Origin of the sequence: Lentzea albidocapillata (assembly GCF_000719115.1) — a bacterium.
In the GTDB taxonomy this organism is placed as follows: domain Bacteria; phylum Actinomycetota; class Actinomycetes; order Mycobacteriales; family Pseudonocardiaceae; genus Lentzea; species Lentzea albidocapillata.
The window spans coordinates 152,425-169,712 of the sequence record NZ_JOEA01000020.1 but is presented as its reverse complement, the minus strand read 5'-3'; the positions used below and the strand labels follow the sequence as shown (position 1 = coordinate 169,712).

At 68.9% G+C, this 17,288-nt stretch carries 15 protein-coding genes; 8 read left to right on the top strand and 7 right to left on the bottom strand.

Annotation, left to right across the window (positions count from 1 at the left end; all coding sequences use genetic code 11):
• Positions 1 to 51 precede the first annotated feature (51 nt).
• Positions 52 to 630 carry a YqgE/AlgH family protein gene (locus IG04_RS0130535; protein ID WP_030480202.1) on the top strand — a complete coding sequence of 193 codons (579 nt, stop codon included), beginning with the start codon at positions 52 to 54 and terminating at the stop codon, positions 628 to 630.
• An 18-nt stretch (positions 631 to 648) separates the two neighbouring features.
• On the opposite strand, the gene IG04_RS0130530 is transcribed toward IG04_RS0130535, so the two are convergent.
• The gene (locus tag IG04_RS0130530) at positions 649 to 1,053 is read right to left on the bottom strand and encodes an SdpI family protein (RefSeq protein WP_245816321.1); all 405 of its coding nucleotides are present in this window, start codon (positions 1,051 to 1,053) and stop codon (positions 649 to 651) included.
• 250 nt (positions 1,054 to 1,303) lie between these two features.
• On the opposite strand from IG04_RS0130530, the gene leuS reads away from it, so the two are divergent.
• The gene (gene leuS / locus IG04_RS0130525; RefSeq protein WP_030480200.1) at positions 1,304 to 4,081 is read left to right on the top strand and encodes a leucine--tRNA ligase; all 2,778 of its coding nucleotides are present in this window, start codon (positions 1,304 to 1,306) and stop codon (positions 4,079 to 4,081) included.
• Positions 4,082 to 4,102: 21 nt separating this feature from the next.
• Here the strand turns inward: leuS and IG04_RS0130520 are convergent, their stop codons facing one another.
• The 3 genes from IG04_RS0130520 to IG04_RS0130510 are packed head-to-tail and all read right to left on the bottom strand — an operon-like array spanning position 4,103 to position 5,595.
• Positions 4,103 to 4,324, bottom strand: coding sequence for a hypothetical protein (locus IG04_RS0130520; RefSeq protein WP_030480199.1), 222 nt, complete (start codon positions 4,322 to 4,324; stop codon positions 4,103 to 4,105).
• A gap of 21 nt (positions 4,325 to 4,345) precedes the next feature.
• A complete protein-coding gene (locus tag IG04_RS0130515; RefSeq protein ID WP_144065426.1) occupies positions 4,346 to 4,870 on the bottom strand; it encodes a hypothetical protein in 525 nt (174 codons plus the stop codon).
• Between the two features lie 17 nt (positions 4,871 to 4,887).
• A complete protein-coding gene (locus IG04_RS0130510; RefSeq protein ID WP_030480197.1) occupies positions 4,888 to 5,595 on the bottom strand; it encodes a TetR/AcrR family transcriptional regulator in 708 nt (235 codons plus the stop codon).
• 112 nt (positions 5,596 to 5,707) lie between these two features.
• Between IG04_RS0130510 and IG04_RS0130505 the strand changes: the two genes are divergently transcribed.
• Positions 5,708 to 7,822 (top strand): MMPL family transporter, encoded by a 2,115-nt coding sequence (locus IG04_RS0130505; RefSeq protein ID WP_030480196.1) that lies wholly within the window; start codon positions 5,708 to 5,710, stop codon positions 7,820 to 7,822.
• On the opposite strand, the gene IG04_RS0130500 is transcribed toward IG04_RS0130505, so the two are convergent.
• Positions 7,762 to 8,709: a YVTN family beta-propeller repeat protein gene (locus IG04_RS0130500; protein ID WP_159460478.1), complete on the bottom strand. Its 948-nt coding sequence runs from the start codon at positions 8,707 to 8,709 to the stop codon at positions 7,762 to 7,764. The genes IG04_RS0130505 and IG04_RS0130500 overlap by 61 nt on opposite strands.
• 245 nt (positions 8,710 to 8,954) lie before the next feature.
• Complete coding sequence (locus tag IG04_RS0130495; RefSeq protein WP_051770992.1) at positions 8,955 to 10,958, bottom strand: DUF2339 domain-containing protein; 2,004 nt, start codon at positions 10,956 to 10,958, stop codon at positions 8,955 to 8,957.
• Positions 10,959 to 11,060: 102 nt separating this feature from the next.
• Here IG04_RS0130495 and IG04_RS0130490 point away from each other — a divergent pair, with 102 nt between their 5' ends.
• The 5 genes from IG04_RS0130490 to IG04_RS0130470 are packed head-to-tail and all read left to right on the top strand — an operon-like array spanning position 11,061 to position 16,140.
• Entirely contained in the window at positions 11,061 to 12,026 is a 966-nt protein-coding gene (locus tag IG04_RS0130490; RefSeq protein WP_036016338.1) for a LacI family DNA-binding transcriptional regulator, read from the top strand.
• A complete protein-coding gene (locus tag IG04_RS0130485; RefSeq protein ID WP_030480192.1) occupies positions 12,023 to 13,432 on the top strand; it encodes a sugar ABC transporter ATP-binding protein in 1,410 nt (469 codons plus the stop codon). The genes IG04_RS0130490 and IG04_RS0130485 overlap by 4 nt, the downstream gene beginning before the upstream one ends.
• Positions 13,429 to 14,334 (top strand): ABC transporter permease, encoded by a 906-nt coding sequence (locus IG04_RS47325; RefSeq protein ID WP_030480191.1) that lies wholly within the window; start codon positions 13,429 to 13,431, stop codon positions 14,332 to 14,334. Before IG04_RS0130485 ends, IG04_RS47325 begins: the two co-directional genes overlap by 4 nt.
• 31 nt (positions 14,335 to 14,365) lie before the next feature.
• Entirely contained in the window at positions 14,366 to 15,280 is a 915-nt protein-coding gene (locus IG04_RS47320) for a substrate-binding domain-containing protein (protein WP_030480190.1), read from the top strand.
• Complete coding sequence (locus tag IG04_RS0130470; protein ID WP_030480189.1) at positions 15,277 to 16,140, top strand: ribokinase; 864 nt, start codon at positions 15,277 to 15,279, stop codon at positions 16,138 to 16,140. Before IG04_RS47320 ends, IG04_RS0130470 begins: the two co-directional genes overlap by 4 nt.
• Before the next feature lies 1 nt (position 16,141).
• On the opposite strand, the gene IG04_RS0130465 is transcribed toward IG04_RS0130470, so the two are convergent.
• Positions 16,142 to 17,191, bottom strand: coding sequence for a right-handed parallel beta-helix repeat-containing protein (locus IG04_RS0130465; RefSeq protein WP_030480188.1), 1,050 nt, complete (start codon positions 17,189 to 17,191; stop codon positions 16,142 to 16,144).
• Between the last annotated feature and the right edge of the window lie 97 nt (positions 17,192 to 17,288).

Sequence of the window (17,288 nt, the reverse complement as noted above, 5' to 3'; positions counted from 1 at the left end):
CTGGACGCGGGCCTGAGTTGTTCCGGCGATCACGGGTGATTTCATGGTGACGTGCGTCCCGATGACGAAGTCGAAGTCGAGCCAGGCTCCCTGTTGGTTGCCGCTCCGAGCCTGAACGACCCGAACTTCAGACGCACCGTCGTTTACATCATCGACCAACGTCCAGAGGGGACCCTCGGCGTCGTGCTGAACCGCCCCTCCGACGTGGCGGTGCACGACGTACTTCCGCCGTGGGGTTCACAGGTCACGAAGCCGCAGTGCATCTACATAGGCGGTCCGGTCGAGCAGAAGACCGCGCTGTGCCTGGCAGCGTTGAAGGCAGGCACCGACCCCGATGCCGTGGAGGGCCTGGTCAGCGTGCAGGGTCCGGTCGCACTGGTCGACCTCGACGCAGAGCCGGACGACCTGATGCCGCTCGTGCGCGGCCTGCGGGTGTTCGCGGGCTACGCGGGCTGGGGCGAGGGCCAGTTGCAGAGCGAGATCGACCGCGGTGACTGGATCGTCGTGACCGGACTGGCCGACGACGTGCTGGCCGGCGCGAACGTCGACCTGTGGGGCAGGGTGCTGCGCCGGCAGGGCATGCCGCTGGCGCTGCTGTCGACCTACCCGAAGGACGTCCGCGACAACTGATCCACGTGAAACATCGGGTTACAGCCCCGCAAGCGGAGAGCAACCGCCACCACCGCAGGCGCAGCCGCCACAACCCTTGGGCTTGACGGGCTCCGGCACCAGCGCGGCCGCCCGGCTGCCCATCACGCCACCGGCGAGCGCGATCGTCAGCGCGCCGATCAGTCCGATGATCCCAGCGGTCACCGCCAGGTCGACCATCACGAACGCCATCGCGCCGGACACGACGGCGACGACACCGGCCGCGACGTTCGGCACGCCCGCGACCCGGTTGGCCAGCGCGAACGTCTCCTCGTCACGCAGGGCGGCGGCTGTGCGCACGCCGACGAAGCGGTTGCGGCGCAGCCTGCCCTGCAGACCGAGCAGACCGACCGCGCCGAGAGCGACGCCGAGCACACCCAGGACGACCGACAGCACGATGTTCACCCCATGAGGGTAAGACGGGACCGCGGTTCACCTCCCGGTCACCCCGGTCTGATGTGCCGCAGGCCACCGCCCGGTTCATCGTGCTTGCGCTGCGCTGATACCGTTGACGACATGAGCACGGCCCGCCTGCTCCTTATCTAGCCGCGACGACCTCTTCGAGAGACGGTCGGCGCGGCCGCCCTCCATGCCCGTCTGGGCTGGGGGGTTTCGTCATGTCAGGGGCAGGAACAGACGTGAGAGGGACCTTGAAATGAGCACGGACGCGGCGGAGATTCCCGCCTACCGCTACACCGCCGAGCTGGCGAACCAGATCGAGGAGCGGTGGCAGCGGTACTGGGAGAACCACGGCACCTACCACGCGCCCAACCCCGTTGGCGCGCTCAAGGGTGACGTGCCCGCCGACAAGCTGTTCGTGCAGGACATGTTCCCGTACCCGAGCGGCGCCGGGCTGCACGTCGGTCACCCGCTGGGCTTCATCGGCACGGACGTCTTCGCGCGGTACCACCGCATGAACGGCCGCAACGTGCTGCACACCATGGGGTTCGACGCGTTCGGCCTGCCCGCGGAGCAGTACGCGGTGCAGACGGGTCAGCACCCGCGCAAGACCACCGAGGACAACATCAACACCTACCTGCGTCAGATCCGCAGGCTGGGGCTGGGCCACGACGAGCGTCGCCGCATCTCGACGATCGACCCCGAGTACTACAAGTGGACTCAGTGGATCTTCCTGCAGATCTTCAACTCCTGGTACGACCCGGACGCCCGCAAGGCTCGCCCGATCGCCGAGTTGATCTCGCAGTTCGAGTCTGGCGAGCGCGACGTCGAGGGCGGCCACACGTGGTCTGAGCTGTCTTTTGCCGACCAGCAAAGGATCTTGGGCGAATTCCGCCTGGCCTACATGTCGGAGGCGCCCGTCAACTGGTGTCCCGGACTGGGTACTGTGCTGGCGAACGAAGAGGTCACCGCGGACGGTCGCAGTGAGCGTGGCAACTTCCCCGTGTTCAGGAAAAGCCTGCGCCAGTGGATGATGCGCATCACCGCGTACTCGGACCGGCTGATCGACGACTTGGACCGGCTGGACTGGCCGGACAAGGTCAAGGCCATGCAGCGCAACTGGATTGGGCGCTCGCATGGCTCCCGAGTCCGATTCGCGGTGGGAGACGAGTGCATTGAGGTCTTCACGACCCGTCCGGACACGTTGTTCGGCGCGACCTACATGGTCCTGGCACCGGAACACGAGCTGGTGGACCAGATTGCGACGCCCGATCGCGTGGCAGACATCGCCGCGTACCGGCGCGCCGCGTCCCTGAAGTCCGAACTGGACCGTCAGGAGAACAAGGAGAAGACCGGCGTCTTCATCGGGGCGTACGCCACGAACCCGGTGAACGGCAAGGAAATCCCCGTCTACATCGCCGACTACGTGCTGATGGGCTACGGCACCGGCGCGATCATGGCCGTGCCCGGCCAGGACCAGCGTGACTGGGACTTCGCGAAGAAGTTCGAGCTGCCGATCATCCGCACGGTCCAGCCGTCGGAGGGCTTCGAGGGCGAGGCCTTCACCGGCGACGGTCCGGCGGTGAACAGCGGGTTCCTGGACGGCATGGCGATCGACGACGCCAAGAAGACGATGATCGGCTGGCTGGAGGAGAACGGCCACGGTCACGGCACCGTCCAGTTCAAGCTGCGCGACTGGCTGTTCAGCCGCCAGCGCTACTGGGGCGAGCCGTTCCCGGTCGTCTACGACGAGGCCGGCACCGCCATCGCGCTGCCCGAGTCGATGCTGCCGATCGAGCTGCCCGAGGTCGACGACTACTCGCCGCGCACCTTCGAGCCGGAGGACGCGGACACCGAGCCGTCGCCGCCCCTGTCGCGCGCGACCGAGTGGACGACGGTCGAGCTGGACCTGGGCGACGGCCTGAAGACGTACCGCCGCGACACGAACACCATGCCGAACTGGGCGGGTTCGTGCTGGTACCAGCTGCGCTACGTCGACCCGGTCGAGACCGAGCGGTTCGTCAACCCGGAGAACGAGCAGTACTGGCTGGGCCCGCGCACGGCCGAGCACGGCCCGACCGACCCCGGTGGCGTCGACCTGTACATCGGCGGCGTCGAGCACGCGGTGCTGCACCTGCTGTACTCGCGCTTCTGGCAGAAGGTCCTGTTCGACCTGGGCCACCTGTCCGGCGACGAGCCGTACCGCCGCCTGTTCAACCAGGGCTACATCCAGGCGTACGCCTACCGCGACCCGCGCGGCGTGCACGTGCCCGCGGACGAGGTCGTCGAGGCCGACGGCAAGTACCTGTACAAGGGCGAGGAAGTCACTCGTGAGTACGGGAAGATGGGCAAGAGCCTGAAGAACGTCGTCACGCCGGACGAGATGTGCGAACGGTACGGCGCTGACACCTTCCGGTTCTATGAGATGTCCATGGGTCCGATGGACGTGTCACGGCCGTGGGCGACCAAGGACGTCGTGGGCGCGCAACGGTTCATGCAGCGTCTGTGGCGCAACCTGGTCGACGAGACCGACGGCTCGCTGCGCGTCACGGACGAAGAGCCGTCCGTCGAGGCGTTGCGCCTGCTGCACAAGACGATCGCCGGCGTGCACGACGACTACGCGAACCTGCGCTACAACACGGCAGGCGCGAAGCTGATCGAGCTGAACAACTACGTCACCAAGCACTACTCGTCCGGCACGCCCCGCCCGCTGGCCGAGGCCCTGGTGCTGATGCTGGCCCCGCAGGCCCCGCACGTGGCCGAGGAGTTGTGGGCGAAGCTGGGCAACGAGGGCTCGCTGGCGCACGGCCCGTTCCCGAAGGCCGACGAGCAGTACCTGGTCGAGGACACGGTCGAGTACCCGATCCAGGTCAACGGCAAGGTCCGCTCGCGGGTCGTCGTCTCGGCGTCCGCGGCGCAGGACGAGATCAAGGCCGCCGCGCTGGCCGAGGAGAAGATCGCCGAGCTGGTCGCCGGTGGCGAGCCGCGCAAGGTGATCGTCGTTCCCGGCCGCCTGGTGAACATCGTTCTGTAGCACCGAGAAGGGCCGGCGCGGCTACGGCTGCGCCGGCCACGACTCCGGGGCCGGGCCGAACGCGCGCCGGGAAGCCCGAACAGCCAGGGCGGCCATGGTGGCGTTCGCGCCGCCGCCGATCAGCGCGCCGATGCCGAACGGGACCGCCCTCCCGAGCACGACGATCCCCTGCCTCGTGCCGTACTTGGTGATGAAGTTCCTGCCCAGGACTTTGTTGATCTGTTTCAGGGTCGCCGTGGGCACCGCGCTGACGAGCTGGCGGGCCTAGTGCTGACCGGTGCGCTCGGCGACCCTGCCGATCGCCTTGGAGCTGGACTCGCCGAGCAGGATCCCCAGGACGAGAATCCGGCGGCGTTCGATCTCGTCGAGCGGGACCCCGTGGACCTCGGCGACCGAGAGCACGTACAGGGCGCTCAGTTCGAGCGAGGAGAGAGCCTCGCCCGCCGACAGCGCCAGCGCGATCCCGGTGCCGACACCAGGTGCGGCCGCGGCGCCTCCGACAGCGGCCCCCGTGCTCGCCAGGGCGCTGACGTACATCTTCTCCAGGGTGCCGATGACCTCCGCCGGTGTCGCCTCCGGGTTGCGCTGGCGGGCGCGGGCGATGTTCTTGCGGACCAGCGGCGTCTGCAGGCCGATGGCCTTGTCCAGGAGGTTGAGGACCACCTGGCCAGGTCCACTCGACGGCGAGTCCGGTCCTTCGATGACATCAGGCAGATCAGCGGGAGCTGCCGAGTTCTTGGCGTCGACCACGGGTCGTATGTCGCCGAACGCCCGGCCGGCGCTACTCACTGCTTGGCGGTTGAAAATCAGGCACTGAACCCGATGTCCGTCAGCATCTGGTCGAGCATGCTGTCGAACATCGGCTCCGGGTTGCTCACCGCGAACGGGAACCGCCCGAACACCTCCAGCGCCACGTGCCCGTACAGCCGCACCCACGACTGGACGACGTGGTAGATCTTGCCCAGGTTCAGGACGTCGTCGCCGATCGTCACGCCGTGCTCCGACACCGCGTCCACCAGCACCTGCTGGAACCTCACCAGGTCCTCGTGCAGCACCTCGGGCACGTCGTCGTCCGCGTGGGTGGCGACCAGGTTCGACGCGATCAGCTGCCCGGCGAGCTGCAGGAACACCGAGCCGAACTGGTCGGCGCCGATCGGGTCGCGCGGCGAGGCGAAGACCAGTGCGAACTCCTGCGGGTGGGCCAGGGCCCAGCGGCGGAAGGCGTGGCACACCGCTCTGACCTGGCATCCCACCTCGCCTGACGTGTCTGCGGCGAGGTCCGCGTAGAGCGCTGCCGCCATGTCCGCGCAGATGTCGTCGCAGAGCTGGCGCAGGAGCGCGTCGTGCGAGTCGTAGTAGCGGTAGAGGGCCGGCGCGGTGATGCCGAGTTTACGTGCAATGGCACGCAGGGTAACCGCGTCGCGGCCGTTTTCCACCAAGAGGGCGCGGGCCGCCTGCCGAATCTCACGCTCGGTCTCGGCGCGGAGTCGTTCTCGGCGAGTGGCCTCGGTCATATGTCACTCCATCGGGTTGTAGACCCCGTCCATGGCCCCGTACGGTTTCAGTGAACGGTGTTTACAAGAGTTCACGGTATTCACAGCACGGTAACCCAGGAGGCCGTCGTCGATGTTCGCGAAGTGGGGATCCATCGCTTATCGCCGCCGGTGGGGGGTGTTGATCGCGACCGTACTGCTCGCGGTCGTCGGCGGTGTGTGGGGCATCGGCGTGTTCGACAAGCTCAGCCAGGGTGGTTACGAGGCTCCCTCCAGTGAGGCGGCGCGGGCCGACAAAGTAGCCGAGGAGGCGTTCGGGCGGCAGAACGGTGACGTGATCGTCATTTATCGCGGCGACTTCGCGAACCCGCTCGAGCTGAAGAAGGTCGCCGACCACGTCAGCGGTTTCCCCAAGGACGACGTGCTCAAGGCCAGCGGGCCGGTGCCGTCGGACGACAGGCAGCAGGCTCTCGTCGCGATCACGCTGAGCAGCGGTGACTCGAACGAGCAGATCAAGCAGTTCCAGGACATCCAGCCGCAGTTGAAGATCGACGGCTTCACCGAGCAGGTCGGTGGGCTCGTGCCCACCCAGAAGGCCATCAACGACATGTCCCAGGAGGACCTGACGCGCGCGGAGATGTTCTCGCTGCCGCTGGTCCTGCTGCTGCTCGTGATCATCTTCGGTGGCCTCGTGGCGGCGTCCCTGCCGGTCGTGGTCGGCGGTCTCGCGATCATGGGTTCGCTCGGTGTGCTGCACGGCGTCGCCCTCTTCACCGACGTCAACTCCTTCGCGGTCAACGTCGCCTCGCTGCTCGGCCTGGGTATGGCCATCGACTACGGCCTGTTCATGGTCGGACGGTTCCGCGAGGAACTCGCGCAAGGCCGCACGGCCGAACAGGCCGTCGCACGTACCGTCGCGTCCGCCGGCCGGACCGTCGTGTTCAGCGCGACGCTGCTGGTCATCGCGCTGGCCGGGCTGCTGCTCTTCCCGCACGGCTTCCTGAAGTCCCTCGCGTACGGCGGTGTGTCGTCGGTCGCGATCGCGGCGCTGGTCTCGGTCACGCTGCTGCCCGCGTTGCTCGGCGTGCTCGGCCACCGGGTCGACAAGCTCGCGATGCCGTGGCGCAGGAAGGAGCCCAGCGAACGCGGCTGGCGCAAGCTCAGCGGCAAGGTCATGAAGCGGCCCGTGCTGATCGCCGTGCCGATCGTCGGCGTGCTGCTGGCCCTCGGCTCGCCGTTCCTCGGCGTCCAGTTCGGCCAGGTCACCGAGAAGGTCCTGCCCGAGGGCAACGCCGTGCGCGTGGCCACCGAGAACATCAACCAGAACTTCTCGGCGCTCTCCGACACCGGCTTCAAGATCGTCGTCAAGGGCGGTGACGAGGCCGCGGTCCAGGCCTACCTGGGCAAGGTCAAGGACGTGCCCGGCGTCGGCGAGGTCCAGCCGACGGGTGCGGACAAGGGCGTCACGGCCGCGATGGCCGGGCTGGAGCACGACGCGCTGAGCGAGGAGTCGAAGCAGGCGCTGAAGGACGTCCGCGCGCTGCAGCCCCCGGCCGGCGCCGAGGTGCTCGTCGGCGGCAACACCGCGGTGGTCGGTGACTCGCTCGACGCCATCGCGGACGGCCTGCCGTTGATGGTCACGCTGCTGGTCGGCGCCACGCTGATCCTGATGTTCCTGGCGTTCGGCTCGGTCGTGCTGCCGATCAAGGCCGTGGTCATGAGCGCGCTGTCACTGTCCGCGACGTTCGGCGTGCTGGTGTGGATCTTCCAGGACGGCCATGGCGCCGACCTGCTGGGTGTCACGCCAGGCCCCCTGGAGTCCGGCATCGTCGTGCTGATGGCGGCCATCGTGTTCGGTCTGTCGACGGACTACGAGGTCTTCCTGCTCTCCCGCATGGTCGAGGCGCGGGGCCAGGGCGCGACGACGGAGGAGGCGGTGACCACCGGCCTGGCCAAGACCGGCCGGGTGATCACCTCGGCCGCACTGCTGCTGATCGTGGTGACCGGTGCGTTCGCGTTCTCGCAGGTCGCGATGATGCGGTTCGTCGGCGTCGGCATGATCCTCGCGCTGGCGCTCGACGCCACCGTGGTCCGCATGCTGCTCGTGCCGGCCGTGCTCAAGCTGCTCGGCAACGCCGCGTGGTGGTCACCCGGTCCGCTCAAGAAGATCCAGGAACGCCTCGCGCTTCACCACGAGCCGGTGGACGACCTGGACGACGAGGTCCGCAGGCCGGTCCCCGTCGGCTGACCGGGCGGGAAGGCGATCATGGCCGCGTCGAAGAGGCGCGGCCTCGCCTCCAGTTCGCCCACCTTCATCCGGTACGTGGTGAGCACCGCGTTCGTGCTGTCCAGGACCGTCGTCGTTGCGCCGGTGGCGAGGAAGACCCTCGTGTCACCCGGCGCGATGGCGACGTTCGGCGAGTCGATGCGCAAACGTTCGCGCACGGTCATGGTCGCCGCGTCGACGACCAGGACCGACCGTTCCTTCGGCAACGTCAGGTAGACCGTGGCGCCGTCCGGGGTGACGGCGACGCTGCCCGCTCCCCTGCCGACGTCGACCGTGCCGACGACCTGGTTCGTGGTCGTGTCGATCACCGACAACGTGCCCGGCGTCCGGTCCCCGAGGCGCATGCTGCTCACGTAGAGGCGCTTGCCGTCCGGTGAGATCGCCAGGTGCTGCGGCAGTCCGCCGACCCGCACCGTCGCCGTCTGGAACGCCGTCGCCGTGTCGACCAGGCCGACCGTGCCGTCCTGGGAGTTGGCGACGTAGAGGATCTTGTTGTCCGGGTGGACGGCGAGGCCCTGCGGCTGCCCGCCGGCCTTGATCACCGCGACCATCTGGAAGTTCTCCGGGTTCACCACCGCGACGCCGCCGCCGGCCGAGACGTAGAGCCGCTGGCCGTCCGGGCGCATCACCGCGTGCGACAGCTGGACCTGGGTGAAGAGCCGGTCGAGGATCGCGCCGGTGCCCGGGTCGACCACGGTGATCGCGCCGGTCCACCCGTTGATCACGTACAGCCGCCGCCCGTCGGGCGACACCGCGACGCCGGTCGCACGGCCCCCGGTGTCGGCCTGCACGAGAACGGCACCGTTGCGGGTGTCCACGACCTGGACGAGACCGGTCTTCCCCACCACGTACGCAAGCGGTGCCGCTGATGCTGAAGAAGTGTTTGTGTACTCGTGCCCTTGGTGAACACCCGTCGCCGCGAAGGCCGCTGAGAGCGCTAGAACCGCGGCCACGAGGCGTGGCTTTGCCATACGCCCGATGGGAACACTTCCGGGTGCTTTCGATCCACTTCAGTCACTCGGCCGAGTGAAATCTTTGCCTGGAGGTAGTACGGCTGTCGTCCGCGACGGCGGTGCGGACGACAGCCGTCCCGTCAGTAAGAGGGCGGAGCCACTGATTTGGATTCATATGACTCGGGATTCCTCGCCGATGTCACCAGTTTGGCGTAACGAGTGCCCGCGGTGAGCAGGACCAGACCGGCACCGAGGAACGCCAGGACGCGGGCAACGCCGTCGAGCGCGGAGAGGTCGAACAGCACCAGCTTCACGACCGCGGCACCGACCAGGATCAGGCCGGAGATCCGCAGCGCCTTGTTGTTGATCCCCCTGACCAGCAGGAACAACGCGGCGATCGTCCACGACACTGTGACCATCGAGTGCCCGAAGAGGAACCCGGTCTCGTCCGGCGACACCAGCAGCGCCGCGCACAGCACCGCACCCGCCGCGCCGTAGAGCAGCACGATGCCGGAGACGATCCACGGGAACGGGTGCTTGGCCGGCTCGCGCAGCACCTGCATCTTGAGCGCGGCCCACGGCAGGATCGCGGCGAAGACACCCAGCACGACCGCCGTCACCAGGCCTGCCGCGTAGTCACCGGGCTTGATGTAGTTGAAGAAGCGCGGCTCGTCGAGCAGCCACGTGATCGGCACGGCGATGCCGATCGTCATGATGAACCCGACGAAACCGAACGCGATCGAGCCTGCGAGGGCGCTCTTCTTGTTCAGGCGTGCTGCGAGGAACGCCAGCAGCACCGCCTCGGCCAGCACGATCGCCGTGCGGACGTTGCCGTCGAGCGCGATCATCGTGGTCTGGAACAACGCGAGCATGCCCGTCGCACCGGCCGCCGCGGCGAACCCGCGCGGCAGATCGGGCACCATCCAGATCGCCAGCAGCACGGCCGCGACCACACCGGCGAGGATCGAGTTGGCCGGGTCATTCAGCAGCGTCGTGGCGAACAGGGCAGGCAGCGCCGAACCTGCGATCAACGCGACTGCGACGATGTCGTCGGGCCGCTTGCGGATGGTCAGCAGGGCGACCGCGATACCGACGACGGTCGTGGCGGCCGCGATACCGACCACGGTCCACTCGTAGGAGCGCGGGATGGCGTTCGCGGTGGTGAGCAGCGAGGCGAGGATCGCCGGGAAGCCACCGGCGATGGCGAGGCCCGGCCAGTTCCGCTTGATCTGGACCGGCGTGCTGGCCATCTTGAGCACCAGCAGGAAGCCGACGAGCAGGACCGTGAAGCCCTCGGTGATGATCGGTGAGCACAGCGCACAAGCTGCGACGACGGTGACCGCGAGCGCTTGCGACTCCCACTTCAGCGCGAGCACGACACCGGCCGCGGCGACGGCCAGCCCGACGACTAGACCCACACTCTCCGGCAGGTACCGGTACAGGCTCGTGGCAGCGAGGACGTCGAGGTAGAGCCCGGCGAAACCGGTGAAGGCCAGCGCCATCGCCCCGGTGCGCCCGGCGGGGTTGCGGTACAGCCACATGCCGATGCCGACCAGCGCGCCGCTGAACACCGCGCCACCGATGACGCGCGGCATCGGGCCGAGCCAGCCGCGCTGGACGGCGAGGACCAGCAGCAGCACGAAGCCGAGCACGGTGATCGCGCCACCGACCCAGGCCAGCAGCTTCGCGCCGGCGCCGTCCTTGCCGAGCTTCTCGAACAGGGTCTCGCGCGGCTGCGGCGCGGGCCACTGCTGTTGCTGGGGGTGGGGCCACCGCGCCTGGGGAGGCGGCGGGAAGTGGTGGCCGGGCGGCGGAGGCTGCTGGCCGGGGAACTGCGGGCCGGGAGGCGGCAACTGCGTCGAGGCCTGCTGCGACCACGGGTTCTGCTGCTGCGGCACGCCAACGGGCGGTGACGGCACACCGGTGGGCTGCTGCGGCATTCCGGCCGGCGGCTGCGGGACGGTCGTGGCCGGCGGCTGCGGCACCTCACCGGGCCGCGCCACCTCGGGTGCCTCGATCACCGCCGTCGCGGTCGAGGCGGAGCGCTCGCGCATCTCCGTGCTGATCGTCGTCAGCCGCTGCCCGATGGCAGCGAGCTCCAGCGCGAGGCGCTGCTCGTCCCCGAGGCGATCCTGTCCGTCCATGTGATCAGGGTGAGGCAGAGCACGCCCAGTTACATCCGTACACCTACTCATCCGCTTGACTAGATACATGTGTAATCGATTAACTACTGCTCCGTGACGACCATGAAGGACGTCGCGCAGCACGCCGGCGTCTCCACGGCCACCGTGTCGCGCGTGCTCAACGGGCACGCCGCACCGACCCCCGAGACCCGTGAGCGCGTGCTCGCCGCGATCGAGGAACTCGGCTACCGGCCCAACGCCCTGGCGCGATCCCTCAGGACCACCAGCACCCAGACCCTCGGTCTGGTCATCAGCGATCTGCTGAACCCGTTCTTCGCCGAGATCGCCCGAGCGGTCGAGGACGAAGCCCGGTCACACGGCTACTGCGTCGTGATCGGGAACGCCGACGAGAGCGCCGAGCAGGAAGCGACCTACGTGCGCACCCTGCTCGACCGCCGGGTGGACGGCCTCCTGCTGTGCCCCGCGACCGACGACCCGAGTCTGGTTCGCGAAGTGAGTGCAGGCGGCGTACCGCTGGTTCTGCTCGATCGGACGGTCAGGGGCGCCACATGCCCCGTCGTCCGCGCTGACGGCAGTGAGGCGTTGACCGCGCTCGCCCGGCGGCTCGTCGGCGCCGGCCACACCCGCATCGGAGTGATCGCGGGTCCGCCGAACACCTCCACTGGAAGAGAACGAACCGACGTGCTCACCGGGTCTCTCGGCGGCCTCGCGCAGGTCGTGCACGGCGACTTCCGGCAGGAGAGCGGCAGTCAGGCCGCCGCGAGGCTCATCGACGACGGCGCCACGGCGCTCGTGGCGATGGACAACCTGATGGGCCTCGGCGCGCTGGGCGAGGTCAGGGCGCGCGGCCTGCAGATCCCGCACGACATCGCGTTCGCGGTGTTCGACGACCAGCCGTGGTTCCCGCTGCTCGACCCGCCGATCACGGTCATCGCGCAGCCGACCGTCGAGATGGGCAAGGCCGCCGCCCGCAGCCTGCTCGCCCTGATCGACGGCCGGCAGCCCGACGACGTCCGCCTCACCGCGAAGCTCGTGCTGCGCGGTTCGCTCGGGGAGGCCGAGCTGTGAAGACCCTCATCACCGCCCGCGGCATCACCAAGCACTTCGGTGCCACCAAGGCGTTGGACGGCGTCGACCTCGACATCAACGCGGGCGAGGTCCACGTCCTGCTCGGCGAGAACGGTGCCGGCAAGTCCACGCTGGTCAAGGTCCTCGCGGGCATCCACGGCCAGTACGCCGGCACGATCGAGGGCCACGCCAGCCTCGCCGTCATCCACCAGGAACTGGCGCTGGTCCCCGAGCTGAGCGTCGCCGAGAACCTGTTCCTCAATCGCCTCCCGCGCAGGTTCGGCTTCGTCGACCGGGCCGAGATGCGCCGCAGGGCACCGGAACTCCTGGACCGCGTCGGCCTGGACGTCGACCCGGCCGCCAAGGTCAAGGACCTCGGCATCGCCCAGCAGCAGATGATCGAGATCGCCCGCGCGCTCGACAAGAACGCCGGCGTGCTGATCCTCGACGAACCGACCGCGGTCCTCACCGACACCGAGACCGACCGGTTGTTGCAGATCATGGCCCAGCTGCGCGACAACGGCGTCGGCCTCGTCTTCATCACCCACCACCTCGACGAGATCCAGCGCATCGCCGACCGCATCACGATCCTGCGCGACGGCCGGAGCGTCGGCGTCCTCGGACCGCGCGCCACCACCCAGCACATGATCGAGCTGATGGTCGGCCGCCCGATCGACGAGCAGTACCCACGCGCCCGGCAACGTCCTGGTCAGCCGCTGCTCAGCATCGAGGGCCTGACCAGGCGCGGCGTCTTCGAGAACATCTCCATCGAGGTCCACGCGGGCGAGGTCGTCGGCATCGCCGGCCTGGTCGGCGCGGGCCGGACGGAGGTCGCGCGGGCCGCGTTCGGCGTCGACGGCTACGACCACGGCACGGTCAAGGTCGACGGGAAGCCGTTGCGCCGCAACGACGTGCAGGCCGCCATCAAGGCCGGTCTCGGCCTGGTCCCCGAGGACCGCAAGGGCCAGGGCCTCGTCCTCACCGCGACCGTCGGCCAGAACCTCGAACTCGTCACGCTCGACGACCGCGACCAGAAGCGCCTGCACGACATCGCGGGCAAGCTCCGGATCAAGGGCCGCGTCGAGCAGCCGGTGAAGGAACTGTCGGGCGGCAACCAGCAGAAGGTCGTCATCGGCAAATGGCTGCTGGCGGACCCGAAGGTGCTGATCCTCGACGAACCGACCAGGGGCGTCGACGTCGGCGCCAAGGTCGAGATCTACGAGCTCATCAACCGCATGACCGCGCAGGGCCGGGCCGTGCTGCTCGTGTCCAGCGACCTGCCCGAGGTGATCGGGATGAGCGACCGCGTCGTCGTGATGGCACACGGCCGGGTGGCCGGTGAGCTGCCCAGGGGCGCGACCCAAGACCAGGTGATGGCACTCGCCGTGCAGGAGATCTCAGCGTGAGCACGATCAGCATTCGGAAGTACGCCAGCGAAAACGGGGCCCTCGCGGGGCTTCTCATCCTCGCACTGGTCATCGCGGTCATGCAGCCCGCGTTCCTCAACGCGCAGAACCTGCTCAACGTCGGTGTGCAGGCCGCGGTCATCGCGATCATGGCGTTCGGCATGACGTTCGTGGTGGTCGCGGGCGGCATCGACCTGTCGGTGGGCAGCATCGCGGCGCTGGCCGCGATGGTCGGCGCGCTCACCGCCGGACCGATCGGCCTGGTCGTCGGCGCACTCTGCGGCCTCGTCAACGGTGCGCTGGTCAGCTACGGCAAGCTGCCGCCGTTCATCGCGACGCTGGCCATGCTCAGCGTCGCCCGCGGTCTCACGCTGGTGTTCTCCGAGGGCCAGCCGCACGAGACCGACGCGCTGGTCACGTTCCTCGGCTCGAACCTCGCGCCGATGGTTCCGTTGCCACTGCTGCTGATGCTGGCGTTCTTCGGCATCACCGGTCTGATCCTTACGCGCACCAACCTCGGCCGCCGCATGTACGCGATCGGCGGCAACGAGGAAGCAGCCAAGCTCAGCGGCATCGACGTCCGGAGGCAGAAGCTCTGGATCTACGCGCTGAGCGGCCTCTTCGCCGCCGCCGCGGGCCTCGTGCTCGCGGGGCGGCTCGGATCCGCCGGTCCGCAGGCAGCGGTCGGTTACGAGCTCGACGCCATCGCCGCGGTCGTCATCGGTGGTGCGTCGCTGTCCGGTGGTGTCGGCCGCGCCACCGGAACGTTGGTCGGCGCACTTGTGCTCGCCGTCCTGCGCAACGGCCTCAACCTGCTGCAGGTGCCGCCGTTCTGGCAGCAGGTCGTCATCGGCGCGGTGATCGCTCTCGCCGCACTGCTCGACTCACTTCGCCGTCGCTGAGAAAACCCCGCAACAGGTAAGGAAGACACCAATGAAGGTGACCCGACGGATCGCGCTGACGCTCGGCGCCGCTGCTCTGCTGGCGACCGGATGCAGCGGTACCGGGGCGTCCGGTGACCAGCTCACCATCGGCCTCGCGGTGTCCACTTTGAACAACCCGTTCTTCGTGGAACTGCAGCAGGGCGCACAGGAGATGGCGGACCGGCTCGGCGCCAAGCTGACCGTGGTCGACGCGCAGAACGACGCGACGAACCAGGTCAACCAGGTGCAGACGCTGGTGACGCAGGGCGTCAAGGCGATCATCCTCAACCCGGTCGACTCCAAGCAGTCCGGGCCGGCCGCGAAGGCCGCCGAGACCGCGAACATCCCGCTGATCTCGGTCGACCGCGCCGTCGAGGGCAAGGTCGCCGCCGAGGTCGCGTCGAACAACGTCTCGGGCGGCAGCCTCGCGGCCATCGAACTCGGCCGCGCCACCTCCGGCGAGGTCGCGCACCTCAAGGGCATCCCGGGCGCCTCGGCGTCGCGTGACCGCGGCCAGGGCTTCGAACAGGGCCTCAACAGCGGCAACATCAAGGTCGTCGCCTCGGCCGTCGCCGACTTCGACCGCGCCAAGGGCCTCAACGAGACCACGAACCTGTTGCAGGGCCACCCCGGTCTCAAGGGCCTCTTCGCCGAGAACGACGAGATGGCGCTCGGCGCGATCAAGGCCCTCGGCGCCCGCGCGGGCAAGGACGTGCAGGTCGTCGGCTTCGACGGCACGCCGGACGGCCTTAAGGCGATCCAGGACGGCACGCTCGCCGCGACCATCGCGCAGCAGCCGAAGCTCCTGGGCTCCAAGGCCGTCGAGCAGGCCGTGCACGCCGCGAAGGGCGAGCCGGTTCAGCAGGTCGTCGACGTCGAGGTCAAGGTCATCACGGCGAAGAACGTGGCAGAGTTCGTCAAGTGACGCAGACTTTGCTCGTTCTCGGGTCCGCCAACGCCGACCTCGTGGTCGAGGTCGGCAGGCGGCCCGCCGGCGGTGAGACCGTGCTCGGTGGCGACACCGTCGTGCTGCCCGGCGGCAAGGGTGCGAACACCGCCGTTGCCGCCGCACGCGTCGGTGCCTCCGTCGCGTTGGTCGGTGCCGTCGGTGGCGACGGGTACGGCTCGCTGCTGCGCGAGTCGCTGGAGTCGTCCGGCGTCGACACCGCGCTGGTGAAGACTTCCTCTCGTCCCACCGGGATCGCGTACATCACCGTGACGCCGGACGGCGAGAACTCCATCGTGGTGTCGCCCGGTGCCAACGCCGACGTGTCACTGTCCGATGTGGACGCTCTGTCGTTCGACGGCGCTGCCGTGCTGACGTGCTCGCTGGAAGTGCCGCTGGAGACGGTGGTCCACGCGATCGGCGCCGCTTCCCGCGCCGGCGTCCGGACCGTGCTCAACCTGTCGCCGGTCGCGGAACTGCCCGCGGAGACGTTGCGGCAGCTCACCGTGCTGATCGTGAACGAGCACGAGGCCGCGCAGCTCGCCTCGGACTGGCGTTCCCTGCTCGAACTCGGCCCGAGCTCGGCCATCGTGACGCTGGGCTCGCGCGGCGCCGCCGTCGTGCAGGAGTCCGGCATCGTCGAGGTGCCGGCGATCGAGGTCGACGAGGTGGTCGACACGACCGGCGCCGGTGACGCGTTCGCCGGCGCGCTGTCCGCGCGGCTGGCCGAGGGCGACGACCTGGTGCAGGCCGCCCGCTACGCCGCGAAGGTCGCCGCGCTGTCTGTCACGAAGGTGGGCGCGCAGCCGTCCTACCCGACCGCCGCCGAGGTCGGCTGACCTACGTCCGCACCGCCGCACGGTCGTCGAACAGGTCCTCGCTCGGCAGCGCGTACTTCTCGACGTCCGGTGCCCTGTCCGGCAACGGGTCCGCAGGCATCTCCGGTTGCAGCGGCGGGGCGGCGACCTGGTTGAACGGGATTCCGCGCGGCGCCCTGACCTTCTTGCGCGGCGCGTCGGCGTCGTACCGCACGTCCTGTCCGTTGCCGACGATCACGTTGCTCCCCAGGCCGACCGGGTCCTGGCCGGGGCTCAGTGCCAGCCCGGTGCCGGGGTTGCCGGTGATCAGGTTGCGGGACACCAGGTTCTTCGTGCTGGCCAGGAGGCTCATGCCGAGGCCGAACGCGCCGTCGGCCTGCGCGGGCGAGAGGGCCTCGTCGTTGTCGGAGACGAGGTTGCCGACGAGCACGACGTCCTCCTGGCGTTCGGCGGCCGAGGTCATGCCGACCCGGTTGCCGCTGAACCTGTTGCCCAGCACGAACATCCGGCCGGACGCGTTCACGCCCTGGTAGCCGACGGCGTTGCGTTCGGCGACGTTGCCGCGCACGACGACGTCGCACGGCTTGCACCTGCCGACGGAGAACCCGGCGTCCGCGCTGCCGCTCGCGTAGCTCTGCTCGATCACGCCGTTCTGGGCGTTGACGGCGTGGACGCCGAACCGCGCGTTGTTGCTGGCCGTCACGTACGAGACGCGAAAGCCGCGCTGCTCGGAGATCAGCACACCGTCTGAGGTGTGGTTGCGGACCGTCAGGTTCTGCACGGACACGTCCGGAGCGGCGACCACGATCCCGTTGGCGCGCTCGGCCTCGCCGTCGATGATCACGCTGCCGCGCTTGGCTCCCCTGATCGTGAGGCCCTTGGTCCTGACCTGCACCGACTCCTCGTAGACGCCCGGCGACACGACGATGGTCGCGCCCTCCTGCGCCACGTCGACGGCGTCCTGGATGGTGCTCAGCTGCGCGGGAACGTTGATCTCGGGGCCGAGGCCCGGTTGCGCCGACGAGCACCCGGCGACCAGGAGGACTGCGGCGAAGCCGCACGGAAGGCGCACGGCTGGCACCGTACTGGGCCGAACGGCCTAAGGTCACATCGCGGTCGGCTGTGCGTGTTAAGCCATGATGACGAACTGCGCATCGCTGCGCGTTCCG